The sequence below is a fragment of the Pseudomonas sp. R1-7 genome (assembly GCF_051132105.1).
GTDB lineage: Bacteria > Pseudomonadota > Gammaproteobacteria > Pseudomonadales > Pseudomonadaceae > Aquipseudomonas.
Genome location: NZ_CP071661.1, coordinates 3,639,699 through 3,664,369 on the forward strand (window position 1 = coordinate 3,639,699; position 24,671 = coordinate 3,664,369).

Annotated in this window: 25 protein-coding genes; 19 read left to right on the top strand and 6 right to left on the bottom strand. The window is 61.5% G+C overall.

Annotated elements, in window-relative coordinates; translation table 11 throughout:
- Positions 1 to 171: 171 nt before the first annotated feature.
- Entirely contained in the window at positions 172 to 1,125 is a 954-nt protein-coding gene (locus J3P79_RS16190; RefSeq protein ID WP_434604135.1) for an alpha/beta fold hydrolase, read from the top strand.
- 113 nt (positions 1,126 to 1,238) lie between these two features.
- On the opposite strand, the gene J3P79_RS16195 is transcribed toward J3P79_RS16190, so the two are convergent.
- Positions 1,239 to 1,646 carry an ester cyclase gene (locus tag J3P79_RS16195; protein ID WP_434604137.1) on the bottom strand — a complete coding sequence of 136 codons (408 nt, stop codon included), beginning with the start codon at positions 1,644 to 1,646 and terminating at the stop codon, positions 1,239 to 1,241.
- A gap of 554 nt (positions 1,647 to 2,200) precedes the next feature.
- Here J3P79_RS16195 and J3P79_RS16200 point away from each other — a divergent pair.
- From J3P79_RS16200 to J3P79_RS16235, 8 genes are all read left to right on the top strand, one after another.
- Entirely contained in the window at positions 2,201 to 3,424 is a 1,224-nt protein-coding gene (locus J3P79_RS16200; RefSeq protein WP_434611513.1) for an OprD family porin, read from the top strand.
- Positions 3,425 to 3,605: 181 nt separating this feature from the next.
- Positions 3,606 to 4,427 carry an NAD-dependent epimerase/dehydratase family protein gene (locus J3P79_RS16205; protein ID WP_434604139.1) on the top strand — a complete coding sequence of 274 codons (822 nt, stop codon included), beginning with the start codon at positions 3,606 to 3,608 and terminating at the stop codon, positions 4,425 to 4,427.
- 43 nt (positions 4,428 to 4,470) lie between these two features.
- The gene (locus tag J3P79_RS16210) at positions 4,471 to 5,376 is read left to right on the top strand and encodes an SMP-30/gluconolactonase/LRE family protein (RefSeq protein WP_434604141.1); all 906 of its coding nucleotides are present in this window, start codon (positions 4,471 to 4,473) and stop codon (positions 5,374 to 5,376) included.
- Between the two features lie 56 nt (positions 5,377 to 5,432).
- A complete protein-coding gene (locus J3P79_RS16215) occupies positions 5,433 to 6,404 on the top strand; it encodes a TRAP transporter substrate-binding protein (protein WP_434604143.1) in 972 nt (323 codons plus the stop codon).
- 74 nt (positions 6,405 to 6,478) lie between these two features.
- Positions 6,479 to 7,006 (top strand): TRAP transporter small permease, encoded by a 528-nt coding sequence (locus J3P79_RS16220; RefSeq protein WP_434604145.1) that lies wholly within the window; start codon positions 6,479 to 6,481, stop codon positions 7,004 to 7,006.
- Complete coding sequence (locus tag J3P79_RS16225) at positions 7,006 to 8,286, top strand: TRAP transporter large permease (protein WP_434604147.1); 1,281 nt, start codon at positions 7,006 to 7,008, stop codon at positions 8,284 to 8,286. The genes J3P79_RS16220 and J3P79_RS16225 overlap by 1 nt, the downstream gene beginning before the upstream one ends.
- 96 nt (positions 8,287 to 8,382) lie before the next feature.
- Complete coding sequence (locus J3P79_RS16230; RefSeq protein WP_434604149.1) at positions 8,383 to 9,252, top strand: aldose 1-epimerase; 870 nt, start codon at positions 8,383 to 8,385, stop codon at positions 9,250 to 9,252.
- A 164-nt stretch (positions 9,253 to 9,416) separates the two neighbouring features.
- The gene (locus tag J3P79_RS16235) at positions 9,417 to 10,280 is read left to right on the top strand and encodes an MBL fold metallo-hydrolase (protein WP_434604152.1); all 864 of its coding nucleotides are present in this window, start codon (positions 9,417 to 9,419) and stop codon (positions 10,278 to 10,280) included.
- A 34-nt stretch (positions 10,281 to 10,314) separates the two neighbouring features.
- On the opposite strand, the gene bkdR is transcribed toward J3P79_RS16235, so the two are convergent.
- Positions 10,315 to 10,803 (bottom strand): Bkd operon transcriptional regulator BkdR, encoded by a 489-nt coding sequence (gene bkdR, locus J3P79_RS16240; protein WP_003202929.1) that lies wholly within the window; start codon positions 10,801 to 10,803, stop codon positions 10,315 to 10,317.
- Positions 10,804 to 10,997: 194 nt separating this feature from the next.
- On the opposite strand from bkdR, the gene J3P79_RS16245 reads away from it, so the two are divergent.
- The 5 genes from J3P79_RS16245 to J3P79_RS16265 all read left to right on the top strand — a co-directional run bounded on the left by J3P79_RS16245 (position 10,998) and on the right by J3P79_RS16265 (position 17,261).
- Positions 10,998 to 12,233: a 3-methyl-2-oxobutanoate dehydrogenase (2-methylpropanoyl-transferring) subunit alpha gene (locus J3P79_RS16245; protein ID WP_030141238.1), complete on the top strand. Its 1,236-nt coding sequence runs from the start codon at positions 10,998 to 11,000 to the stop codon at positions 12,231 to 12,233.
- Between the two features lies 1 nt (position 12,234).
- Positions 12,235 to 13,293, top strand: a complete 1,059-nt coding sequence (locus J3P79_RS16250; RefSeq protein ID WP_434604154.1) for an alpha-ketoacid dehydrogenase subunit beta — start codon at positions 12,235 to 12,237, stop codon at positions 13,291 to 13,293.
- On the top strand, positions 13,294 to 14,556 hold the full coding sequence (locus tag J3P79_RS16255) for a dihydrolipoamide acetyltransferase family protein (RefSeq protein WP_434604156.1): 1,263 nt from the start codon (positions 13,294 to 13,296) through the stop codon (positions 14,554 to 14,556).
- A 3-nt stretch (positions 14,557 to 14,559) separates the two neighbouring features.
- Positions 14,560 to 15,942 carry a dihydrolipoyl dehydrogenase gene (gene lpdA / locus J3P79_RS16260; protein ID WP_434604158.1) on the top strand — a complete coding sequence of 461 codons (1,383 nt, stop codon included), beginning with the start codon at positions 14,560 to 14,562 and terminating at the stop codon, positions 15,940 to 15,942.
- A 299-nt stretch (positions 15,943 to 16,241) separates the two neighbouring features.
- A complete protein-coding gene (locus J3P79_RS16265) occupies positions 16,242 to 17,261 on the top strand; it encodes a branched-chain amino acid aminotransferase (protein WP_030141234.1) in 1,020 nt (339 codons plus the stop codon).
- A gap of 85 nt (positions 17,262 to 17,346) precedes the next feature.
- On the opposite strand, the gene J3P79_RS16270 is transcribed toward J3P79_RS16265, so the two are convergent.
- Positions 17,347 to 18,276, bottom strand: a complete 930-nt coding sequence (locus J3P79_RS16270; RefSeq protein WP_434604162.1) for a DMT family transporter — start codon at positions 18,274 to 18,276, stop codon at positions 17,347 to 17,349.
- Between the two features lie 113 nt (positions 18,277 to 18,389).
- Here J3P79_RS16270 and J3P79_RS16275 point away from each other — a divergent pair, with 113 nt between their 5' ends.
- The gene (locus J3P79_RS16275; RefSeq protein ID WP_434604164.1) at positions 18,390 to 19,184 is read left to right on the top strand and encodes a helix-turn-helix domain-containing protein; all 795 of its coding nucleotides are present in this window, start codon (positions 18,390 to 18,392) and stop codon (positions 19,182 to 19,184) included.
- Positions 19,185 to 19,259: 75 nt separating this feature from the next.
- Here J3P79_RS16275 and J3P79_RS16280 read toward each other — a convergent pair whose 3' ends face one another.
- On the bottom strand, positions 19,260 to 20,015 hold the full coding sequence (locus tag J3P79_RS16280) for an ArsR/SmtB family transcription factor (protein WP_434604166.1): 756 nt from the start codon (positions 20,013 to 20,015) through the stop codon (positions 19,260 to 19,262).
- A gap of 78 nt (positions 20,016 to 20,093) precedes the next feature.
- Here J3P79_RS16280 and J3P79_RS16285 point away from each other — a divergent pair, with 78 nt between their 5' ends.
- On the top strand, positions 20,094 to 21,215 hold the full coding sequence (locus J3P79_RS16285) for a cytochrome P450 (protein WP_434604168.1): 1,122 nt from the start codon (positions 20,094 to 20,096) through the stop codon (positions 21,213 to 21,215).
- An 11-nt stretch (positions 21,216 to 21,226) separates the two neighbouring features.
- Here J3P79_RS16285 and J3P79_RS16290 read toward each other — a convergent pair whose 3' ends face one another.
- A complete protein-coding gene (locus J3P79_RS16290; RefSeq protein WP_434604170.1) occupies positions 21,227 to 21,568 on the bottom strand; it encodes an FKBP-type peptidyl-prolyl cis-trans isomerase in 342 nt (113 codons plus the stop codon).
- Between the two features lie 139 nt (positions 21,569 to 21,707).
- Between J3P79_RS16290 and J3P79_RS16295 the strand changes: the two genes are divergently transcribed.
- Together J3P79_RS16295 and J3P79_RS16300 are read left to right on the top strand one after the other, a co-directional pair.
- A complete protein-coding gene (locus J3P79_RS16295; protein WP_434604172.1) occupies positions 21,708 to 22,772 on the top strand; it encodes a M4 family metallopeptidase in 1,065 nt (354 codons plus the stop codon).
- The gene (locus tag J3P79_RS16300) at positions 22,769 to 23,092 is read left to right on the top strand and encodes a protealysin inhibitor emfourin (protein WP_264426464.1); all 324 of its coding nucleotides are present in this window, start codon (positions 22,769 to 22,771) and stop codon (positions 23,090 to 23,092) included. Before J3P79_RS16295 ends, J3P79_RS16300 begins: the two co-directional genes overlap by 4 nt.
- Here the strand turns inward: J3P79_RS16300 and J3P79_RS16305 are convergent.
- Positions 23,089 to 23,397, bottom strand: coding sequence for an RcnB family protein (locus J3P79_RS16305; RefSeq protein ID WP_030141226.1), 309 nt, complete (start codon positions 23,395 to 23,397; stop codon positions 23,089 to 23,091). The genes J3P79_RS16300 and J3P79_RS16305 overlap by 4 nt on opposite strands.
- 170 nt (positions 23,398 to 23,567) lie before the next feature.
- Between J3P79_RS16305 and J3P79_RS16310 the strand changes: the two genes are divergently transcribed.
- Positions 23,568 to 24,668: a DNA alkylation repair protein gene (locus J3P79_RS16310; RefSeq protein WP_434604174.1), complete on the top strand. Its 1,101-nt coding sequence runs from the start codon at positions 23,568 to 23,570 to the stop codon at positions 24,666 to 24,668.
- The last annotated feature ends 3 nt before the right edge of the window (positions 24,669 to 24,671 follow it).

Sequence of the window (24,671 nt, forward strand, 5' to 3'; positions counted from 1 at the left end):
GTCGCCACAAATCTCGCAGACTCATCAAGCGAAACACGGGTATCTGAAATCCCTATAGTTGCTATCGACACCAGCGCCGTTCTCGTTGCGCTTCGCTCTCTCTAATCTGCCCACCAACGCGATCGACGACGGTCTCGGCAGATCAAACCGCCCCTTATGGAGAGAGAAACGATGAACACATTCAACCGCACCCTCGCTGTGGCAACCTTGGCCCTGGCAACCCTCGGCGCCCAGGCGGCGACGCCTGTCCAGGCCGGCGCCAGTGTCTCGGCAGTCGGCAGCGTGGTGCAGTCCGCCAGCTACATCACCACCAAGGATGGCGTCCAGCTGTATTACAAGGACTGGGGCCCGCGCAATGGCCAGGTCGTCACCTTCAGCCACGGCTGGCCGCTGGACTCCGACAGCTGGGAAGGTCAAATGATGTTCCTCGCCTCCAAGGGCTACCGCGTGATCGCCCACGACCGTCGCGGTCATGGCCGCTCCAGCCAACCGTGGGAAGGCAACGACATGGATCACTACGCCGATGACCTGGCGGCAGTCATCGAAGCACTGAACCTGAAGGACGTGACCCTCGTCGGCTTCTCGACGGGGGGCGGCGAAGTGGCTCGATATATCGGTCGCCATGGCACCGCCCGGGTGAAGAAAGCCGTGCTGGTCTCCTCGGTTCCACCGTTGATGCTCAAGACCGACAGCAACCCAGGCGGCCTGCCGCTCGAAGTGTTCGACGGTTTGCGCAAGGCATCCCTGGAGGACCGCTCGCAGTTGTACCTGGACATCGCATCCGGCCCGTTCTATGGCTTCAACCGCACAGGCGCCAAGCCCTCCCAAGGCCTGATCCAATCGTTCTGGATGCAAGGCATGCAGGGCGGCAGCAAGAACACGTACGACTCGATCGCGGCGTTCTCGGCGACCGACTTCCGTGGCGATTTGAAGAAATTCGACGTGCCGACGCTGGTGATCCACGGTGACGACGACCAGATCGTGCCGATCGACGCCGCAGGCCGCGCCTCGGCAGCGCTGATCAAGGGCGCTCGCCTGATCGTCTACCCAGGCGCACCGCACGGGTTGACCGAGACCCACAAGGAGCGTCTCAACCAGGACCTGCTGACGTTCCTCAAGGAATAAGCCCGAATAGCTGTGTGAAACACCCTTGCTCGCGATGGCGGCGGACCAGTTTGCCCATGTGTTAGCTGACACACCGTCATCGCGAGCAAGCTCGCTCCCACACTGTTTGGTGCTCAAGGCCCTTCTTTGGAAGGGCTTTCGTGCTGCAGTGCTGCCTCCACCGCTCCCTTATCGATCACCGACCACACCCGAACGATCTTGCCCTGCTCGAAGGCGTAGAACACATTCTCCGAAAATCGGATCCGCCGGCCATAAGTTTCCAGTCCGAGGAAACGTCCTCGCGGCGAGCAATCGAACAGCAACCGACTCGCGACATTCGGCGGCTCGACCACCAGCAGGTCGATGTTGAAACGCAAGTCGGCGATGGTGCTCACGTCGTTTTCCAACATGGCCCGATAACCCGCCAGGCCCACCGGTTTGCCGTTGTAGTGCACATGGTCGTCAACGAACCTGCCCAAGTCCTGCCAGCGGCGATCATTCAGGCAGGCGATATAGTTGCGATATTGCTCAGCCAAATCCATGTCCAGTCCCTCCGCGCTCTTAGTCACCTTGATTCAAGGTGCGTTTCGGCCAGCCGGCGAGTTTCACCGTGCATGCCCTCGGCCATCGCCGGTCTCAGGGCATGTCGAGCGGATCTCTCCCGCCACGGGTTCCGAGTTCAGCCTGTTGCACGAACAAGCAGGGGTAAATGCCTGTTCGACGATGGGAAGGAGCAAGAAGTGCCCGGGGGCCTTGCGTGGAGAGGCCATTCGACTAATGTCTTACGCCGGTCATCGCATAACCTTACCCGCTCACGGCTATCCTGACGGCACCGGTTTCCCGCTCCGCAACGGGCTGTTTGAGGAGCAAAAGCATTGAATTAGCCTACGGTCCGACCAGTTACGATAAAAATCGCGGTAATGGCCAGTTGACAACGAGGAACACTCCCCAAATAATCCACGCCATGTTGTACGACGACGTATGACAAATAAAAACAACAAAAAGTAGGAGCGCCAGAGTGAGCACACGTGCCCGTTTTTCGTCGAGTCACCGTTCCAGCCGCCGTACCCTTCTCAGTTCCACCCCTGCATTATCCCTGCTTGGTTGCACCGGTCTGGCGTTGTTCATGCCAATGACCGCCGGCGCCGCGGGCTTTGTCGATGATGGCAAAGCCACCCTGAACCTGCGTAACTTCTACATCAACCGCAACTTCACCAACCCGGACAATGCCCAAGGCAAAGCCGAAGAGTGGACCCAGAGTTTCATCCTCGACGCCAAGTCCGGCTTTACCCAAGGCACCGTCGGTTTCGGCCTGGACGTGCTGGGCATGTATGCGGTCAAGCTCGACGGCGGTCGTGGCACTGCGAACACATCCTTGCTGCCGGTCCACGACGGGGGTCACCCGGCCGATGACTTCGGTCGCCTGGGCGTGGCCCTGAAGGCCAAGGTCTCCAAGACTGAACTGAAGGTCGGCGAGTGGATGCCGGTGCTGCCGATCCTGCGTTCCGACGACGGTCGTTCCCTGCCCCAGACCTTCCGTGGCGGCCAGGTGACCTCCACCGAAATCAGCGGCCTGAGCCTCTACGGTGGCCAGTTCCGCGCCAACAGCCCGCGTAACGACGCGAGCATGGAAGACATGTCGATGAACGGCCGTGGCGCCTTCACCTCCGACCGTTTCAACTTCGGCGGCGGCGAATACGCCTTCAACGAAAAACGCACCCAGGTCGGCGTCTGGTACGCGGAACTGTCCGACATCTACCAGCAGCAGTATTTCAACCTGACCCACAGCCAACCCATGGGCGACTGGACCCTGGGCGCCAACCTTGGCTACTTCGTCGGCAAGGAAAACGGCAGCGCGTTGGCCGGCGACCTGGACAACAAAACCGCCTTCGCCATGCTCTCCGCCAAATACGGCGGCAACACGTTCTACGTCGGTCTGCAGAAGGTCGGCGGCGATGATGCCTGGATGCGCGTCAACGGCACCAGCGGCGGCACCCTGGCGAACGACAGCTACAACTCCAGCTACGACAACGCCAAGGAAAAATCCTGGCAAGTGCGCCACGACTTCAACTTCGCCGCCGTCGGCGTACCGGGCCTGACCCTGATGAACCGCTACATCAGCGGTGACAACGTGCAAACCGCCACCGTCGATGACGGCAAGGAATGGGGTCGGGAAAGTGAACTGGCCTACACCGTGCAGAGCGGTGTGTTCAAGAGCCTCAACGTAAAATGGCGTAACTCTTCGCTTCGTCGTGACTTCAGCACCAACGAGTTCGACGAAAACCGCCTGATCTTCAACTACCCGATTTCGCTCCTGTAACACCCATGGAACACTTGCCACAAGCGCCTGCCAGCGCCGTGGCAAGCCCCGGCAAGGACGCCGACCCAGAGCGGTTCGTCGATCAAACGTTGACAAGGTAGCGGAAGGATAAGGATATTCCCTCTCGGTCGTACGACAACTTATAACAACTGTACCTCTCACTGTTTGCTCAGGTAATGCCATGACCACCACACAGATTCGCCACCCCTTCAATCGCCTGCTGCTGACCGGCGCCGCCGGCGGCCTTGGCAAAGTCTTGCGCGAACGCCTCAAGCCTTATGCCCGCCACATTCGCCTGTCGGACATCGCCAACATGGCTCCGGCCATCGACGAAAGCGAAGAAGTGGTGCCTTGCGACCTGTCTGATAAGCAGGCCGTGCACCAACTGGTAGAAGGCGTCGATGCCATCCTGCATTTCGGTGGTGTATCGGTTGAACGCCCGTTCGAGGAGATCCTCGGCGCCAACATCAGCGGCGTGTTCCACATCTATGAAGCCGCGCGCAAGCACGGCGTCAAACGCGTGATCTTCGCCAGCTCCAACCACGTCATCGGTTTCTACAAGCAGGACCAGACGCTCGACGCCCATTGCCTTCGTCGTCCGGATGGCTACTACGGCCTGTCCAAGTCCTACGGTGAAGACGTCGCCAGTTTCTACTTCGATCGCTACGGCATCGAGACTGTGAGCATCCGTATCGGCTCGTCGTTCCCGGAACCACAGAACCGTCGGATGATGAGCACCTGGCTGAGTTTCGACGACCTCACCCAACTGATCGAATGTTCGCTCTACACCCCAAAAGTCGACCACACCGTTGTCTACGGCGTCTCCGCCAACCGTGACGTCTGGTGGGACAATAGCCACGCCGCACACCTGGGCTACAAGCCCAAGGACACGTCGGAAGTTTTCCGCGCCAAGGTCGAAGCGCAGCCAATGCCGGCCGCCGATGACCCGGCCATGGTTTACCAGGGCGGTGCCTTCGTGGCTGCCGGCCCGTTCGACAACTGATTCGCCTGTTGTTCATGGGATACACACGAACCAAGGAATCACCATGCAAGCCGAATTGATTGTCGACGCACGCAACGCCGTCGGGGAAAGCCCGGTGTGGGTCCCCGAGGAAAATGCCCTGTATTGGGTGAACATCCCCAGCGGTGGCCTGCAGCGCTGGAACGCCAGCAGCGGAAAAGTCCAAGGCTGGGAAGCTCCCGAAATGCTCGCCTGCATCGCCCGCCATCAGGACGGCGGCTGGATCGCGGGGATGGAAAGCGGTTTCTTCCGCCTGCATCCCAATGATGACGGCAGCCTGGACAGCGAATTGTGCGCAAACGTCGAGCACACTCGCACCGACATGCGCCTCAACGATGGCCGTTGCGATCGCCAGGGCCGCTTCTGGGCCGGCAGCATGGTGCTGAACATGGGCGCCAACGCCGACGAAGGCCGGATGTACCGTTATGAGGCCGGGCAACGCAGCCCGGTCGAGGCGCAACTGAGTGGTTTCATCGTGCCCAATGGCCTGGGCTTCAGCCCGGACGGTCGAACGATGTACCTCTCCGATTCGCACCCGCTGATCCAGCAGATCTGGGCCTTCGACTACGACATTGACAGCGGCACGCCATCCAACCGGCGGCTGTTCGTCGACATGATGCCCCTGGCCGGTCGCCCGGACGGCGCGGCAGTCGACGCCGATGGCTGCTATTGGATCTGCGCCAACGACGCCGGGCTGATTCATCGGTTCACGCCGGACGGACGCCTCGACCGCTCCCTGGAAGTGCCGGTGAAAAAACCGACCATGTGCGCCTTTGGCGGTAGCCAAATGGATACCCTTTTCGTCACCTCGATTCGTCCGGGTGACGACAACGACCCGCAATCCCTCGCCGGTGGCGTGTTCGCGCTGAACCCCGGCGTCAAGGGCCTGACTGAACCTGCTTTCGGAGGACGGAAACGCTCCGCGAACTGATCTGCTTTGCCGCTTCACATCGATAGACATAAAAACAACAACACTGGAGATTGACCATGAATTTCAAACGCACGCTTCTGATCGCGGCCCTGCCCCTGGCCTTCCTGGCCCAGGCGGCACACGCTGAACTCACTATAAAGATCGCCGACATCCATCCTAAGGGCTATCCGACCGTGGTTGCCGAGGAATCCATGGGTAAAACCCTGGAAAAGGAGAGCAACGGTGAACTGAAGTTCAAGTACTTCCCGGGTGGCGTACTGGGCTCTGAAAAAGAAGTCATCGAGCAGATGCAAGTTGGCGCGATCCAGATGTCCCGTGTCAGCCTGGGCATCGTCGGCCCTGTGGTACCGGACGTGAACGTGTTCAACATGCCATTCATCTTCCGCGACCAGGCGCACATGCGCGCCGTCATCGACGGTGAAGTCGGCGATGAAATCCTTGACAAGATCACCAACTCCGAATTCGGCCTGGTGGCCCTGGCCTGGATGGACGGCGGCACCCGCAACGTCTACAGCAAGAAACCGGTGCGCACGCTCGAAGACATGAAAGGCATGAAACTTCGCGTAATGGGCAATCCGATGTTCATCGAAACCTTCAACGCCATGGGCGCCAACGGCATCGCGATGGACACCGGCGAGATCTTCAGCGCCTTGCAGACCGGCGTGGTCGACGGCGCGGAAAACAACCCGCCGACCATGCTCGAGCACAACCACTACCAGAACGCCAAGTTCTACAGCCTGACCGGCCACCTGATCCTGCCGGAGCCGATCGTGATGTCGAAAGTCACCTGGAACAAGCTCACCCCGGATCAACAGACGATGGTGAGAAAAGCCGCCAAGGCTGCCCAGGCTGAAGAGCGTGTGCTGTGGGACAAGAAGTCCGCCGCCAGTGAAGAAAAACTCAAGGCCGCCGGCGTCGAGTTCATCACCGTCGACAAGAAACCCTTCTATGACGCCACTGCGCCAATCCGTGCCAAATACGGTGCGCCGTATGCCGACCTGATCAAGCGCATCGAAGCTGTCAAGTAAGACCTCAATCTGTACTCATGAAAAGGCTGGGCGCGCCTGCGGTTCAAAGGCGCGCCCAGTTACGGTGGAACCCGATGAAGAATTTGCTGCTGCGTATCAACGACACGATTTACATGACTTGCATCTGGGTCGCCGGCCTCTCCGTCCTGGCAGTTGCGCTGATGATTCCATGGGGTGTATTCGCCCGCTACGTGCTGGGCTCAGGCTCTAGCTGGCCGGAACCCACCGCCATTTTGCTGATGATCGTGTTCACCTTCATCGGTGCCGCCGCCAGTTACCGCTCCGGCTCGCACATGGCCGTGGACATGGTCACCAGCCGCCTGCCCCGGCACTGGCAAACCCTGGCTTCGGTGTTCACCCAGCTGTTGATGGCAGCGGTGTGCATTTTCATGACCATCTGGGGTGCCAAGCTGTGCATGACCACCTGGAACCAGTTCATGAGCGCCATCCCTACCCTGCGCGTCGGCATCACTTACATGCCGATTCCGGTCGGTGGGTTCCTGACCCTTATTTTTGTCCTGGAAAAACTCTTCCTGGGTGATCAAAGCCAGCGTCGGGTCGTGCAGTTCGACCTGGTTGAAGAAAACGAAGGTGCCGCTTAATGGACGCTCTGATTCTGCTGGGCAGTTTTTTGTTGTTGATCCTGATCGGCATGCCGGTCGCCTACGCATTGGGCGCTGCCGCCCTGATCGGGGCGTGGTGGATCGATATCCCGTTCCAGGCCATGATGGTCCAGGTCGCGGGCGGGGTGAATAAATTCTCGTTGCTGGCCATTCCCTTCTTCGTCCTGGCCGGCGCAATCATGGCCGAGGGCGGCATGTCCCGCCGCTTGGTGGCCTTCGCCAGCGTACTGGTCGGTTTCGTCCGTGGTGGCCTGTCCCTGGTCAACCTCATGGCGTCGAGTTTCTTTGGCGCAATCTCTGGTTCCTCAGTGGCCGACACAGCCTCGGTCGGTTCGGTACTGATCCCGGAAATGGAACGCCGTGGTTATCCACGTGAATTCGCTACCGCCGTCACCGTCAGCGGTTCGGTACAGGCGCTGCTGACACCGCCAAGCCATAACGCCGTGTTGTACTCGCTTGCTGCCGGCGGCACCGTCTCCATCGGTTCGCTGTTCATGGCCGGCATCGTCCCTGGCATCATGATGAACCTCTGCCTGATGGCGCTGTGTCTCGTGTTCGCCAGGAAGCGCAACTACCCCAAAGGCGAAGTGATCCCGCTCAAACAAGCGCTGAAGATCTGCAAGGAAGCCATGTGGGGCATGATGACGCTGTTCATCATCCTGGGGGGCATCCTCTCGGGTGTGTTCACCGCCACCGAATCCGCCGCCATCGCCGTGGTGTGGGCGTTCTTCGTGACCATGTGCATCTATCGCGACTACAAGTGGAGCGAGTTGCCGAAACTGATGCACCGCACGGTGCGCACCATTTCCATCGTGATGATCCTGATCGGCTTCGCCGCCAGCTTCGGCTACATCATGACGTTGATGGAAATCCCGGCGAAGATCACCACGGCGTTCCTGACCCTGTCGGATAACCGCTACGTGATCCTGATGTGCATCAACATGATGCTGCTGGTTCTCGGCACTGTGATGGACATGGCGCCGCTGATCCTGATCCTCACACCGATCCTGATGCCAGTGATCGTCGGCATCGGCGTGGACCCGGTGCAGTTCGGGATGATCATGCTGGTGAACCTGGGTATCGGCCTGATCACGCCGCCGGTGGGCGCGGTGCTGTTCGTCGGTTCCGCCATCGGCAAGGTCAGCATCGAAAGCACCGTCAAGGCCCTGCTGCCGTTCTACGGCATGCTGTTCCTGGTCCTGCTGCTGGTGACCTACGTGCCAGCCATTTCCCTGTGGCTGCCGAATCTGGTGTTGTAAGAGACAACGACAATTCCAAGTGTGGCGAGGGGATAAATCCCCTCCCACACTTGGGCATTTCCCTCCAGATTTACCAACCCATCAGACCCCGCCATCATGACACCGCCTCTCCTACATCTTCAGGACGAACTCACTCGCCTCACCCTGGCCCCGCACCTGGGCGCCAGCCTCGTTGAATGGACCTTGCGCAGCACCGGAGCGCCGTTGCTGCGCCCTCCTGCGCCGCAAGCGGTGGAAAATAGTCTGCCGGGCAAGCTCGGCTGCTTCCCGTTGATCCCCTGGTCCAACCGAATCGCCCAAGGTGGTTTCGATTGCCCCGGCGGTTGGCTTGCCCTGGAAGCCAACAGCCCCAACGATCCGTTTCCAATCCATGGCAGTGCCTGGCAGCAACCGTGGCAAGTGGCCGAGCAGAGCGCACAGGAAGTCTTGCTGCAACTCGACAGCCAAACTCCGTTCGCCTACTGCGCCAGCCTGCGGATCCGCTTGAGCGGCGGCCAGCTGCAAATCGCCCTGCATGTCACCCACATGGCCGATCAGGCCGCGTGGCATGGGCTGGGACTGCATCCCTATTTCCCGCGCACTGCCGGTACGCGCCTGCAAACCCGCGCCAGTGAAGTCTGGATGTGCGACGCCTCGAAACTGCCGACGGAACTGAAGGGCGTTTCCTCGGAGTGGGACTTCCAACACCCACGGTTATTGCCGGACACCCTCGTCGACAACGGCTTCGGTGGCTGGGATGGTCAGTGCCTGATCCAACAGCCGGACCTGGGTTACGAACTGGAATGCCGCGCCAGTGGCAGCGATTATTTCCTGTTGTACTGCCCTGTGGGCCTGGATTTTTTCTGCATCGAGCCGGTGAGTCATCCGGTCAATGCCCATCACCTTCCAGGACGACCGGGGTTGCGTTTGCTGGAGCAAGGGCAGTCGGTGGCGCTGGGGTTTTCGATGCAGTGCCGAGAGCTCTAGGCGGCACACGATCCCTTGCTCGACGATAAGAATCTCTCAAGCCGCCCACGCCTGTTGTCAGGTCTGATCGCATTTGCAGGCGCCCTGCCCCTCACTTAAGCTGCGGACCCTATGTTGTAAATCTCCAGCATTGCAACCGTTTCTTCCCGCACAGGTCCGCTGTCATGCCCGCGCAGATCCAAAGCTTTCTCGATACCGCTTCAAAGACCTACACCTACGTCGTTTACGAACAGGATGGTGGGCAATGCGCGGTGGTCGATCCGGTGCTCGACTACGATCCGGCCTCGGGTCGCAGCGGTACCGCACAGGCTGATCGGGTGATCGCTTTTGTGCACGAACATCAACTGACCGTGCAATGGCTGCTGGAAACCCACGCCCACGCCGATCACCTGTCCGCCGCTCCTTATCTGCGCCGGGAACTGGGCGGCAAGATCGCCATCGGCGAATCCATCGGCCAGGTACAGAACGTGTTCAAGGCCTTGTTCAACCTCGAGCCGCAATTCGCCGTCGACGGCTCGCAATTCGATCACCTGTTCGCACCGGACGAGTCCTTCCTGATCGGCAATCTCAAGGCCACTGCACTTCACATGCCCGGCCACACCCCGGCGGACATGGCCTACTTGATCGACGGCGACGTAATCCTGGTGGGCGACACGCTGTTCATGCCCGACGTGGGCACCGCCCGTTGCGACTTCCCGGGCGGCGATGCCCACCAGCTCTACGCCTCGATCCGCAAGTTGCTGGCCTTCCCTGCTGGCGTGCGGTTATTCGTCTGCCACGACTACCCGCCGGAGGAACGCGAGCCTCAGTGCATGAGTACGGTGGGTGAGCAGCGCCAGCACAACATTCATGTGCGCGACGGCATTGATGAAGCGTCGTTCGTGGCCATGCGTACCCAACGCGACAAGACCCTGGGCATGCCGACGCTGCTGTTGCCGGCGATCCAGGTGAATGTGCGGGCGGGGAACCTGCCGCCGGCCGAGGGCAATGGCGTGACTTACCTGAAGATTCCGATCAACCAGTTCTAAGATCACCCCATATCCAATGTGGGATTGGGTTGACTCAGGTACCCAACGTCAACCCATTGGCCGGCAGCGGCAGCGCGGTTTTGTAGCGCACCTGCTTGAGGGCGAAGCTGGAGCGGATGTTCGCCACGCCCGGGACCTTGGTCAAAAAGTCCATCATGAATCGCTCCAACGACTGGATCGTCGGCACCAGCACGCGGATCAGGTAGTCCGGATCGCCCGCCATCAGGTAGCACTCCATCACCTCCGGCCGGTCGGAGATCGCCTCTTCGAAGTGCTGCAGCGCCTCTTCCACCTGCTTCTCCAGGCTGACATGGATAAACACGTTGACGTGCAAACCCAGCAGGTCGGCGTCCAGCAGCGTCACCTGCTCACGGATCACCCCCAACTCCTCCATCGCCCGGACACGGTTGAAGCATGGCGTCGGCGACAGGTTGACCGAACGGGCGAGATCAGCGTTGGTGATGCGGGCGTTTTCCTGAAGGCTGTTCAGAATGCCGATGTCGGTGCGATCCAATTTACGCATGAGACAAATAATCCTGTTTTTTATCGTTGTGCAGATTTTTTATCTGCAAATGATCTGAACAGCAAGCCAACAGAGAAAAATATTCTTCTTCGTCGAGCCTATGATTGTTGTAGGACAATTTCCCCCCTACCCCGGGAAATTCGTCAGCTAGCGCGCCCACTACAAGAAATTCACAAGATCGAGCGTAGAAAGCCATGAACCCAGCGTACGAACCGCTACGCCTGCACGTTCCCGAACCCTCGGGCCGTCCCGGCTGCAAGACCGACTTTTCCTACCTGCATCTGTCCGATGCCGGCACGGTGCGCAAACCTCCCATTGACGTCGAACCCGCCGACACCGCCGACCTGGCCCGCAGCCTGATCCGAGTGCTCGATGACCAGGGCAATGCCTTGGGCGACTGGGCCGCGGACATCCCCGTCGAGATCCTGCGCAAGGGCATGCGTGCCATGCTCAAGACGCGCATCTACGACAACCGCATGGTCGTCGCCCAGCGTCAGAAAAAAATGTCGTTCTACATGCAAAGCCTTGGCGAAGAAGCCATCGGCAGCGCCCAGGCCCTGGCCCTGAACATCGACGACATGTGCTTCCCCACCTACCGCCAGCAAAGCATCCTGATGGCCCGGGAAGTGCCGCTGGTGGACCTGATCTGCCAACTGCTGTCCAACGAGCGCGATCCGCTCAAGGGCCGGCAGTTGCCAATCATGTATTCGGTCAAGGATGCCGGTTTCTTTACCATTTCCGGCAACCTCGCCACCCAGTTCATACAGGGCGTGGGCTGGGGCATGGCCTCGGCGATCAAGGGCGATACCAAGATCGCCTCGGCCTGGATCGGTGACGGCGCCACCGCTGAATCGGACTTCCACACTGCCCTCACCTTCGCCCACGTCTATCGGGCGCCGGTGATCCTCAACGTGGTCAACAATCAATGGGCAATCTCCACCTTCCAGGCGATTGCCGGCGGTGAAGCCACCACCTTCGCCGGACGCGGCGTCGGTTGCGGCATCGCCTCCCTGCGGGTGGATGGCAACGATTTCATGGCGGTCTACGCCGCCTCGCGCTGGGCCGCCGAACGCGCCCGCCGCAACCTCGGTCCCGCGCTGATCGAATGGGTCACCTACCGCGCCGGCCCGCACTCCACCTCCGACGATCCTTCCAAGTATCGCCCCGCCGACGACTGGAGCCACTTCCCACTGGGCGATCCGATTGCCCGCCTCAAGCAGCACATGGTGAAGATCGGCCAATGGTCCGAAGAGGAACATGCCGCCGTCACCGCCGAACTCGAAGCCGAGGTAATCGCCGCGCAGAAGGAAGCCGAGCAGTACGGCACCCTCGCCGGCGGGCAGATTCCAAGCGCCGCGACCATGTTCGAAGACGTCTACAAAGAGATGCCGGAGCACTTGAAGCGCCAGCGTCAGCAGTTGGGGATCTGACATGAACGATCACAACAACAATATTGCGTTGGACACCGCCATGACCACTACCACCATGACCATGATCCAGGCCCTGCGCTCGGCCATGGACGTGATGCTCGAGCGCGACGATAACGTCGTGGTATTCGGCCAGGACGTGGGCTACTTCGGCGGCGTGTTCCGCTGCACCGAAGGCCTGCAGAACAAGTTCGGCACCTCGCGGGTGTTCGACGCACCGATTTCCGAAAGCGGCATCGTCGGCGTGGCGGTGGGCATGGGCGCCTACGGCCTGCGCCCGGTAGCCGAGATCCAGTTTGCCGATTACGTCTACCCGGCGTCGGACCAGATCATTTCCGAAGCCGCGCGCCTGCGCTATCGCTCGGCTGGCGAGTTCACCGCGCCGATGACCCTGCGCATGCCTTGCGGCGGCGGCATCTATGGTGGCCAGACCCACAGCCAGAGCATCGAAGCGATGTTCACCCAGGTCTGCGGCTTGCGCACCGTCATGCCTTCCAATCCCTACGACGCCAAGGGCCTGCTGATCGCCTCCATCGAAAACGATGACCCGGTAATCTTCCTCGAACCCAAGCGCCTGTATAACGGCCCGTTCGACGGCCACCACGACCGCCCGGTGACGCCGTGGTCCAAGCATCCGCAGGCACAAGTGCCGGACGGTTACTACACCGTGCCGCTGGACGTCGCCGCCATCACCCGTCCGGGCAAGGACGTGACGGTGCTCACCTACGGCACCACGGTCTACGTGTCGCAAGTGGCCGCCGAAGAAACCGGCATCGACGCCGAAGTCATCGACCTGCGCAGCCTCTGGCCGCTGGACCTGGACACCATCGTCAAGTCGGTGAAAAAGACCGGCCGCTGCGTGGTCGTCCACGAAGCCACTCGGACCTGCGGTTTCGGCGCCGAGCTGGTGTCGCTGGTGCAAGAACATTGCTTCCACCACCTGGAAGCGCCCATCGAGCGTGTCACCGGGTGGGACACTCCCTACCCGCACGCGCAGGAATGGGCGTATTTCCCAGGGCCGACCCGTGTGGGCGCGGCGTTGAAACGGGTCATGGAGGTCTGAATGGGCACGCACGTTATCAAGATGCCGGACATCGGCGAAGGCATCGCGGAAGTAGAATTGTCGGTGTGGCACGTCAAGGTCGGCGACATGGTCGTCGAGGACCAAGTGCTAGCCGATGTCATGACCGACAAGGCGATGGTGGACATTCCTTCGCCGGTGCATGGCCGGGTCATTGCCTTGGGTGGCGAGCCGGGTGAAGTCATGGCGGTGGGCAGCGAACTGATCCGCATCGAAGTCGAAGGTGCGGGCAACTTGAAAGAATCGGCACAACCGGCGGCACCTGTCGCCAAGCCTGAGCCCGTAAACAAGCCTGAGCCCGTGGCGGAACAACCTGCGGTGGCGCCTCGTCCCGTCCAAGCGGCACAGGCCCCGGTGGCCCGCGATCCCGACGAGCGCCCACTGGCCTCGCCGGCCGTGCGCAAACACGCATTGGACCTGGGCATCCAACTGCGCCTGGTCCAGGGCAGCGGCCCCGCCGGGCGGATACTGCATGAAGACCTGGAAGCCTATCTGGCGCAGGGTCCGTCGGCCCAGGCCAAGGGCGGCGCGGGTTATGCCGAACGCCACGACGAGCAGCAGATCCCGGTGATCGGCATGCGTCGCAAGATCGCCCAGCGCATGCAAGAGGCCACCCAGCGCGCCGCGCATTTCAGCTACGTCGAGGAAATCGACGTCACGGCCCTGGAAGAACTGCGGGTTCACCTGAATGAAAAACACGGCGCCAGCCGCGGCAAGCTGACCTTGCTGCCGTTCCTGGTCCGCGCCCTGGTCGTGGCCCTGCGCGACTTCCCGCAGATGAACGCTCGTTATGACGACGAAGCCCAGGTCATCCACCGCTCCGGCGCGGTACATGTCGGCGTCGCCACCCAGAGCGACGTTGGCTTGATGGTGCCGGTGGTGCGCCATGCCGAGGCTCGCAACTTGTGGGACAGCGCGGCGGAAATTACCCGCCTGGCCACGGCCGCACGCAATGGCAAGGCCAGTCGCGAGGAGCTGTCCGGCTCGACCATCACCCTGACCAGCCTCGGCGCGTTGGGTGGCATCGTCAGCACACCGGTGCTGAACCTGCCGGAAGTGGCGATTGTCGGTGTGAACAAGATCGTCGAGCGGCCCGTGGTCATCAAGGGCCAGATCGTGATCCGCAAGATGATGAACCTCTCCAGTTCATTCGATCACCGAGTGGTCGACGGCATGGATGCGGCGCAATTCATCCAGGCCTTGCGCGGCTTGCTCGAACAACCCGCCACCTTGTTTGTGGAGTAAGTGATGCAGACTTTGAATACCACCCTGCTGATTATCGGCGGCGGCCCTGGCGGCTATGTGGCGGCGATCCGTGCCGGGCAACTGGGCATCTCGACCATCCTGGTGGAAGGCCAGGCGCTGGGCGGTACGTGCCTGAACGTTGGCTGCATCCCGTCCAAGGCATTGATCCATGTGGCCGAGCAGTTCCACCAGACCCGCCACCATAGCCAGGGCTCGGTCTTGGGTATCAACGTATCGGCGCCCACCCTGGACATCGGCAAAAGCGTGGAATGGAAGGACGGCATCGTCGATCGCCTGACCACCGGCGTCGCCGCGTTGCTGAAGAAAAACAAGGTCCAGGTCATTCACGGCTGGGCAACAGTCATCGATGGCAAGACCGTTGAAGTCGGCGACACCCGCATCCAATGTGAACACCTGCTGCTGGCCACCGGTTCGACAAGCGTCAACCTGCCGATGCTACCGATGGGTGGGCCGATCATTTCGTCCACCGAAGCCCTCGCCCCTTGTTCGGTACCGAAGCATCTGGTGGTGGTCGGCGGTGGCTACATCGGCCTGGAGCTGGGCATTGCGTACCGCAAGCTTGGCGCCGAGGTCAGTGTGGTGGAAGCCCAAGAGCGAATCCTGCCGGCCTACGACGCTGAGCTGACGCAGCCGGTGCACGAAGCGCTCAAGCAATTGGGCGTGAAGCTGTACCTCAAGCACAGCGTCGAAGGTTTCGATGCCCAGGCCAACACCTTGCAAGTGCGTGATCCCAATGGCGACACGCTGAGCCTGGATACCGACCGGGTGCTGGTGGCGGTCGGGCGCAAACCGAATATCCAAGGCTGGAACCTGGAAGCGCTGGACCTTGAGATGAACGGCTCGGCAGTCAAGATCGACAACCGCTGCCAGACCAGCATGCGCAACGTCTGGGCCATCGGCGACCTGAGCGGCGAACCGATGCTCGCCCACCGGGCCATGGCCCAGGGCGAAATGGTCGCCGAGTTGATCGCCGGCGAGCATCGTGAATTCAACCCGACCGCCATCGCGGCGGTGTGCTTCACCGATCCGGAAGTCGTGGTGGTCGGCAAGACGCCGGACGAGGCCAAGGCTGCCGGTCTGGACTGCATCGTTTCGAGCTTCCCGTTCGCCGCCAACGGCCGGGCCATGACCCTGGAATCGAAAAGCGGTTTCGTCCGGGTCGTGGCGCGCAAGGACAATCACCTGATTGTCGGTTGGCAAGCGGTTGGCGTAGGGGTGTCGGAGCTGTCCACGGCGTTCGGCCAATCCCTGGAAATGGGGGCGCGCCTGGAAGACATCGCCGGCACCATCCACGCCCATCCGACGCTGGGCGAAGCGGTGCAGGAAGCAGCGTTGCGGGCGTTGGGGCATGCGTTGCATCTGTAACCTTGTAGCATATCTGTAGGCATGAGTTTCACCTGTGGCGAGGGAGCTTGCTCCCGCTGGGCTGCGAAGCGGCCCTAATCCAAGCGACAGGATTATTCAGTCATACCGCGTTGACCGGGTTACGACTGCTTCGCAGCCGAGCGGGAGCAAGCTCCCTCGCCACAAGAAGGCAGCAGAAAATCTGCCTGTCGCCTATCGTGCAAGCTGCGAAACACCCCCGGAATGAAGTATTGTTGTCCCCATTCAAAACGTCAGAAGCCTTGAACCGTTTCGACGGTTGTCAGGAAATAGAGGGTGTCATGGGTAACGAGAGCATCAATTGGGACAAACTGGGCTTTGACTACATCAAGACCGACAAGCGCTACCTGTCGCACTGGCGCGATGGCGCCTGGGACGCGGGCACCCTGACCGAAGACAACGTGCTGCACATCAGCGAGGGCTCCACCGCCCTGCACTACGGTCAGCAATGTTTCGAAGGCCTGAAGGCGTACCGCTGCAAGGACGGTTCGATCAACCTGTTCCGCCCGGACCAGAACGCCGCCCGCATGCAGCGCAGCTGTGCCCGCCTGCTGATGCCGCACGTCGACACCGAGCAGTTCGTCGAAGCCTGCAAGCAAGTGGTCCGCGCCAACGAGCGCTTCATCCCGCCGTACGGCACTGGCGGCGCGCTGTACCTGCGACCGTTCGTGATCGGCGTAGGTGACAACATCGGCGTGCGCACCGCACCGGAGTTCATCTTCTCGATCTTCTGCATTCCCGTTGGCGCCTACTTCAAGGGCGGCCTGACCCCGCACAACTTCCTGATCTCCAGCTTCGACCGCGCCGCCCCACAAGGCACCGGGGCCGCCAAGGTCGGTGGCAACTACGCCGCCAGCCTCATGCCCGGTTCCCAGGCCAAGAAAGCCAGCTTCGCCGACTGCATCTACCTGGATCCGCTGACCCATTCGAAAATCGAGGAAGTCGGCTCGGCCAACTTCTTCGGCATCACCCACGACGACAAATTCATCACCCCCAACTCCCCGTCGGTCCTGCCAGGCATCACCCGCCTGTCGCTGATCGAATTGGCGAAATCGCGCCTGGGCCTGGAAGTGATCGAAGGCGATGTGTTCATCGACAAGCTGTCGGACTTCAAGGAAGCCGGCGCCTGCGGTACCGCTGCGGTGATCACGCCGATTGGCGGTATCAGCTACAAGGACAAGCTGCATGTGTTCCACAGCGAAACCGAAGTCGGCCCGATCACCCAGAAGCTCTACAAAGAGCTGACCGGCGTGCAGACCGGCGACGTGGAAGCGCCGGCGGGTTGGATCGTCAAGGTTTGATCCAAGCCCCTCCGGGCACCTGAAGCTTCAGTAAAAAGCCCACACCTGTCCTTGCAGGGGTGGGCTTTTTTACATCTTCTTTCCGTTACTCCCGCCGCAAAACCAGCCATCGCCCCCAACGTTGGCGAAACCAGCCATAGCCGCTGACCAGCAGTATTCCGCTCAATACCAACGCCGCGCCAACGATAAAGTTCGGCTCCAGCGGCTCGTCCAGCAACCAGACGCCAAACCCGATGCCGAACAGCGGCGTCATGAACGACAGCACTCCCAATTGCGACGCCAGGTAGCGGCGCAGCAGGGCAAACCAGATCAGGAAGCTGGCGAAGGACACCAACAACACTTGAAACGCCATGCTCGCAATGAGTGGCGGCGTGGGGTTGATCGTCGTCTGCCCCAGGGCTACCGACATACCGATCAACAGCACTCCGGCGCCCACCAGTTGATACAGCAGCGTCTGGCTGGCCGGCAGATCCGTCAGCCGCGAACAGCGCACCGTCACCGTGGTGGCGCCCCACAGCGCACCGGCCAGCAAGCCCATGCCATCGCCGAGCAACGAGCTGCCGTTCGACTCACCCGAGCCGCCGCTGAACGCCACCACGATCCCGCTGAATGCAACGGCAATGCCCAGCCATTGCGCCGGCTCGAGACGTTCGCTCGGCAGCTTCCAGTGCAAGCCGAGAGCGGCGAACATCGGTGCGGTGTAGAGGAAAATCACCATGTGCGAAGCCGTCGTATGGCGCAGGCCTTCGCCCACCATCACGAACTCCAAGGCAAACAACAACCCCACCAACAGGCCCGGGCGCCAACTGCCATCGGCCAGGGACAGGCGCTCACCGCGTGCCAGCACCAACAACCAGACCAGTGCCGCCGCGATGGCCGAGCGCACGCCCAGTTGCAGCATCGGCGCCATGTCGGCGGCGCTGGCCTTGATCGCGACTTGCTGGAACCCCCATATGGCACAAAGGCCAGTCATCAGGGCACAGACCTGGCCATCCAGGGCACGGCGGGTGGTCATGGGAACGGTCCTTGGGCGTAAATAATAAGATGAAAGGATTGTCGGCCTGACTCCTTTGCTGGATATAGTGATTACCCGACAAGCCATCCCGGTAATCCGCCATTGCGGTCGTTATGCAGCCTCCAGCCCAAACCCTGAAGATTCCCCCGTTCGACGCGGCCCTGCCCTCGCCGATTTTCTTTCGCAGCGCCTGCATGCCCGCCCACGCCACGTACCCCCGGCACCGGCATGCCTGGGGAGAGTTCGTCTACTCCTACAGTGGCGTGATGGAAATCGAGATCGCCCAGCACCATTACCTGGCACCGCCGCAATATGGCATCTGGCTGCCGCCGGACATGGAACACGTTGGGTTCAATCGGCATGAGGCCTGCCATTGTTCGTTGTACCTGGCGGCGGAACTGTGCGACGCGTTGCCTGCCGTACCCTGCGCGCTGACCTTGAGCCCGCTGATCCGTGCGTTGCTGGAAGAATTGCGCAGCGACCCGCCAAGCCAACCCCAGACGCCTGAGCAGGTGCGGCTGTTGCAGGTGCTGGTGGACAAGCTGATCCAGGCGCCCCATGTCGGCAGCTACCTGCCCTCCTCGGATGATCCGCTGCTGGGCCCCGTATTGCGTGCCCTGGAGGCGAACCCCAGCGACCCGCGCTCCTTGCCGCAACTGGCCCGCGCCGCCAACACCACCGAACGCACACTGATGCGCCGTGCCCAGCGGGACCTGGGCATGTCATTGGTGGAATGGCGCCAGCGCCTGAAAGTCATCGAGGCCCTCGCCCTGCTCGAACGTGGCCAGAGCGTGGAAACCATCGGCCTGGACCTGGGCTACAGCAGCGCCTCGGCGTTCATCAGCATGTTCCGCAAAATGATGGGCACCACGCCGGATGAGTATCGGCGCAGGCATATGGCTGGATGATGTGGCGGTGCTGGAATCGTCATCGCGAGCAAGCTCGCTCCGACAGGGATTCCGGGGTGTTCATGGATCTTGAGTTCACCTCAGATCCATTGTGGAAGCGAGCTTGCTCGCGATGGCACCAGTCGATATGACATCGATTTCGGCACTGACCCCAAACCGCGCCGCCATCTCCCGCTGTCCAGTCGCCGTCAACCCCAGCGCCCGGCTGTCCAGGTCCTGGACCACCCATTTGCGCTTGATCGCCACTTGCAGCAACGCCGCCCCCAAGGCACCGCCCAAGTGCGGCCGGCGCATGCTCCAGTCCAGGCATGGGCAAGCGAACCGGCGCCGTTGGGCCGTCAATGCCTGCGCATCAATCCCCAAGCTTTCAAACAGCACCTCACCCGATTCACTCAGCCGATAACCCTGCTCTTCTCCATCGAGCAACCACCCGGATTCGAGCAAGCGGTCGTGCAGCCGCACCGCCAGGGTGCCGGCCATGTGGTCGTAGCAGGTGCGGGCAAATTGCAGGCGATCCGGCGTGCGCGACGTGAACGTCGGCGCGGCGCTCTGCCCTATCACCATCAATGCTTCAAGGGCTTCGGCGACGCGTTTATCGGCGAGGCTGTAGTAACGATGACGACCTTGCACGTGCAAGCGCACCAGGGCCAACTCCTTGAGCTTCGCCAGGTGGGCACTGGCGGTGGAGGTGCTGACCTCGGCGATGCTCGCCAGCTCCGTACTGGTGCGGGCGTGGCCGTCCATCAGCGCGCAGAGCATTCGGGTCCGGGCCGGTTCGGCAATTGCCGCAGCCACCTGGGACACTCCAACATCGTGTTGCTCTGCGATCATATTTCGCTCCCGGGCGAATCAAGCCATGCGTGAACTGGAGAGAGTAGCAGCACTTTCCACTCGAACGAGGCCTCCATCATGGATCCGATCACCGCCGCGACACATACCGATCCGTACCCTTACTACGCGACCCTTCGCGCCAGCGGCGGGCTGAGCTTGCACACAGGATCGAACCTGTGGATCGCCAGCAGCGCCGAAGCGGTGTGTGCCGTCTTGCATCATCCCGACTGCCATGTGCGCCCCGCGAACGAGCCGGTGCCGAAGGCGATTGCCAAGGGCCCCGCGGGCAAGGTATTCGAGAGATTGATGCGCATGAACGAGGGTGAACGACAACGCTGCCCAAGGTCGGCGATTGCGCCGAGGTTGCAGGATATCGATCCCCGCGAGGTCGAGGCATTGGTCCAGGCGCGTTTGCTCAGGAACGGCGCCGAGGGTGTACACCAGGCGCAGTTCATCGGCCCCGTCAGCGTGGTGGCGCAGTTGCTGGGTTTCAACCCGACGGACAGTCATCTGGTCAGCGAACTGACGGGGGAGTTCGTCGCCTGCCTGTCGCCGCTGAGCCAGGCGAGGCAACTGGAAGCTGCGCACCGTGCCAGCGAACAACTGACCAGGCTTTTCCAGGATCGGATCGTCGCGCAGGACAGTCCGTTGTTGAACGGGATCTGCCAAGGCTTCGAAGACGTCGATACGGACAATAGGATCGCCAACCTGATCGGCCTGCTTTCGCAAACGTATGAAGCCACGGCAGGCCTGATCGGCAATGCGTTGATGGCGTTGATCCGTGATCCCGCGTTGCGCAAAGAGCTTCGGGATAATCCCACGCAAATCGGCCCGTTACTGGCCGAAGTCCAGCGTTTCGACCCAGCCGTGCAGAACACCCGACGCTTTATTGCCGCCCCGTGCGAGATTCTCGGCACTGAGCTTACGCAGGGCGACGCGGTGCTGGTGCTGCTGGCCTCGGCCAACCGCGACCCGCAACTCAATCCACAGCCCGACACCCTGCTGTTGGATCGACCGAATCGGCGCAGCTTCAGTTTCGGCAGCGGCCGCCATGAATGCCCGGGCCAGGTCCTGGCAATGGAGATCGCCCGCGCGACCTTAAGTGCAATCCTTGAATGCGACCCGCGCCTGGATCAGTTGGCCTGGCACTACCGACCCTCCGTCAATGGACGCATCCCATTGTTCAGCGACCGACAATGAACGAAAGTCCCTCAATCATCCCGCGTCAGGACTTCCAGCAGTTCAATTTCAAAGATGAGGTCGGCGTTGGGCTTGATGTGGGCGCCCATGGACCGTTCACCATAGGCCAGGTGGGCCGGCACCAGCAGCTTGCGCTTGCCGCCCACCTTCATGTCCATCAGTCCAATGTCCCAGCCCTTGATGACCCGGCCCGTGCCGATCACGCATTGGAACGGCTTGCCGCGGCTGTAGGAGGAATCGAACTCGGTGCCGTCTTCGAGGGTGCCGCGATATTGGGTGGTAATCAGCGCGCCCTTGACTACGCTTTTGCCGTCGCCCTCTTCCAGGTCGATGATTTGCAGCGCTTCAATCATGGTGTTATTCCCGTGTGATCCAGGCGCGGGGTTTTCGCAGAAATCTGCGCGACAGGCAACCTTTTGCGGCAAAGGGAACCGCAACGACCACTTCGGTTCACATGGGTATCGACCCTGCATTTCAGATAAGGATTTTCTGATGATCGACTCTCGCCCACTCCATGGCTTCATTCCGCCTTACATTCTCAACCGCATCATTGCCCATGGCTCCGAACAGCAACGTTCCAGCGCCCTCGGCACCCTGACCCATGTGAAGAACCTGCATCACAACCCAGGCCCGCCCAGCAACCTACCCGCTACGGCGAGGCTGCCCAAGCCCGGCGAGGCCGGCCAACCAACTCGCAGCATCCACGATGCCCAGAACGGGATGGAGTTACCGGGACAACCGGTGCGCCTGGAGGGCCAACCGGCCAGTGGCGACCCGGCGGTGGACGAAGCGTACGACGCCCTCGGCGCGACCTATGATTTTTTCTGGCGAGTGCTGGAGCGTGACTCCGTCGACAACAAAGGCTTTGCCCTGGTCGGCAGCGTGCACTACGGCAAGGACTACGAAAACGCCTTCTGGAACGGCGCGCAGATGGTGTTCGGCGACGGCGACGGTGAGATCTTCCAGCGCTTCACCCGCTCCCTCGATGTGGTTGCCCACGAGTTGGCCCATGGCGTTACCGAGAGCGAAGCCGGCTTGATCTACGCCAACCAGTCCGGTGCGTTGAACGAGTCGATTTCCGATGTGTTCGGCGTGTTGGTCAAGCAATTCGTACTGGGCCAGACCGTCGAGCAAGCCGACTGGCTGATCGGCGCCGACCTGCTCACCGACAAGATCAACGGTGACGGCCTGCGCAGCATGTCCAACCCCGGCACGGCCTACGATGACCCGCTGCTGGGCAAGGATCCCCAGCCGGCGCACATGCGCGAGTTTGTCATCACCCGCGAAGACAACGGCGGCGTGCACATCAACTCGGGCATTCCCAACCGGGCCTTTTATCTGGTGGCAACCGCGCTCGGCGGATTCGCCTGGGAAAAGGCCGGGCGAATCTGGTATGACACGCTGTGCGACAGGAAACTGGCCAACGATGCGTCCTTCAGTGCCTTTGCCCGCCTGACCGTCGAGCACGCCGGCCAGCGCTTCGGCGAGCGGGAAGTCAGGGCGGTACAGGAAGGCTGGGCACAGGTAGGCGTCGACCTGAACGAGGAGAACGGATGAAAACCCTTCCAGACCTTGACGACAAAGCGGTCGTGAAGCTGTCACGCCAGGGCGGCGTCGCGGCGATCCACGCCTTGACCCGTCCTCGGGAAATCGAGTTCGCCCAATGCGACCTCGACCAACGCACGCGCATCTGCTCGGTGCTGGAGGGGTGCCTGCCACTCACCTCCTCCACGCCTGGCCGGGGCGACCAGCGTTATTTCCAGATCGAGGTGCGTTACCGGTCCAACGACCAGGACGACGAGATGGTGCTGCAGGTGCCCGAGGACCGGGCACCTGGCGAGTTGGTTCATTTGTGGGATAAAGGCGAAGTGCTTTAGCGTGTCGCGGGAACGATCTTGACGATGGCACCGGAGACGGTTTCGATCAGCAGGTATTTATCGTCGATCTGCACCCATTGCTGCTCTTTTGTTGGCTGTTCAAGTTTTTTCTGCTTCCAGTCTTTCATGGCCCTGTCTGCGCGCTGATAGTCCGCCGGAACGCGGTCGTTTTCCACCAACCGGCGGCCATTGCTCGGCGAATGCTCCAGGGCGTCTCCGGTTTTCTCGACGGCTTGCGCGACTGGCCCAAAGGCTCCGAGGCCGGCGATCAGGACCAGGCTGGCGATGAGGGTGGGTTTGCGCATAGAAGAACTCCAATTAATCCAGGGTACTGAATCTGGGACTTCGGCGGCGGCGAATCATTCCTTTTTCCACGCACCGCATCTCCGTGGCGGGGCAAGCTCCCTCGCCACGGATTGTGCCGGACATGGCATAGTGGCGAGCCTTGGCCCAACACCCGCCGGACGGACCCAACATGAGCACCACCACCTCTGCCCCCGCGCTCAAGGAAATCTTCAACAGCGCCCGCCTCGACCACATCGCCACGGAAATGCGCGCGGTGTACCCGGCCTTCGATGCCAAGTCATTCCTGAGCATGGCCAACGATGGACTGGCGCAGTTGTCGGTGATGCAGCGCATGGCGCGAGTCAGCGAATGCCTGCATGCGGTCCTGCCCCTGGATTACGAAGCTTCGCTGCAAGTCCTGCGTGCCCTGGCGCCCCGGCTCAACAGCATGTTCGTCAGCATGTTCCTGCCGCACTACGTGGCCTCGTACGGTCGACATGCGTTCGAATCCTCCATGGACGCGCTCAAGTACTTCACCCGGTTCGGTTCTGCGGAGTTTGCCGTGCGGCACTTCCTGCGCGATGACTTGGCGCGCACCCTCGCGGTCATGCATGACTGGGCACTGGACGCCAACGAGCATGTCCGCCGTCTCGCCAGCGAAGGCAGCCGCCCGCGTTTGCCATGGTCGTTCCACCTGGAACCGATCCAGGCCAACCCGGAACTCACCGCCGCGATCCTCGAAACGCTCAAGGCCGACGACAGCCTGTACGTGCGCAAATCCGTCGCCAACCACTTGAACGATGTGACCAAGCAGCATCCCGGCTGGGTTCTCGACCGGATCGAAAATTGGCCGCTCCAGGACCGCCACACCGCATGGATCGCCCGGCATGCCCTGCGCAGCCTGATCAAGCAAGGCAATCCCCGGGCGCTGGCGATCATCGGAGCAGGTGGCAAGGCGCAAGTCGAGGTCGCGGATCTGCAAGTGCTGCCGGCGGTGATTCGCCTGGGCGAGCAAGTCACGCTGTCATTCAAGGTGCGATCGACTTCTGCGCAGAACCAGCGACTGGTGATCGATTACGCCATCGACTACGTGAAGGCATCCGGCGGCACGTCGGCCAAAGTGTTCAAGCTCAAGACTTTTGACTTGCCCGCCCTGGCGTCCGTCAATATCAGCCGCTCCCAGCACATTCGCGAGCTGACCACGCGCCGGCACTATGAAGGCCGGCATGCGGTGCATGTGCTGATCAATGGCGAGCGGCGGGGCAGCACCGCGTTCGACATCGTCCCCTGAGCA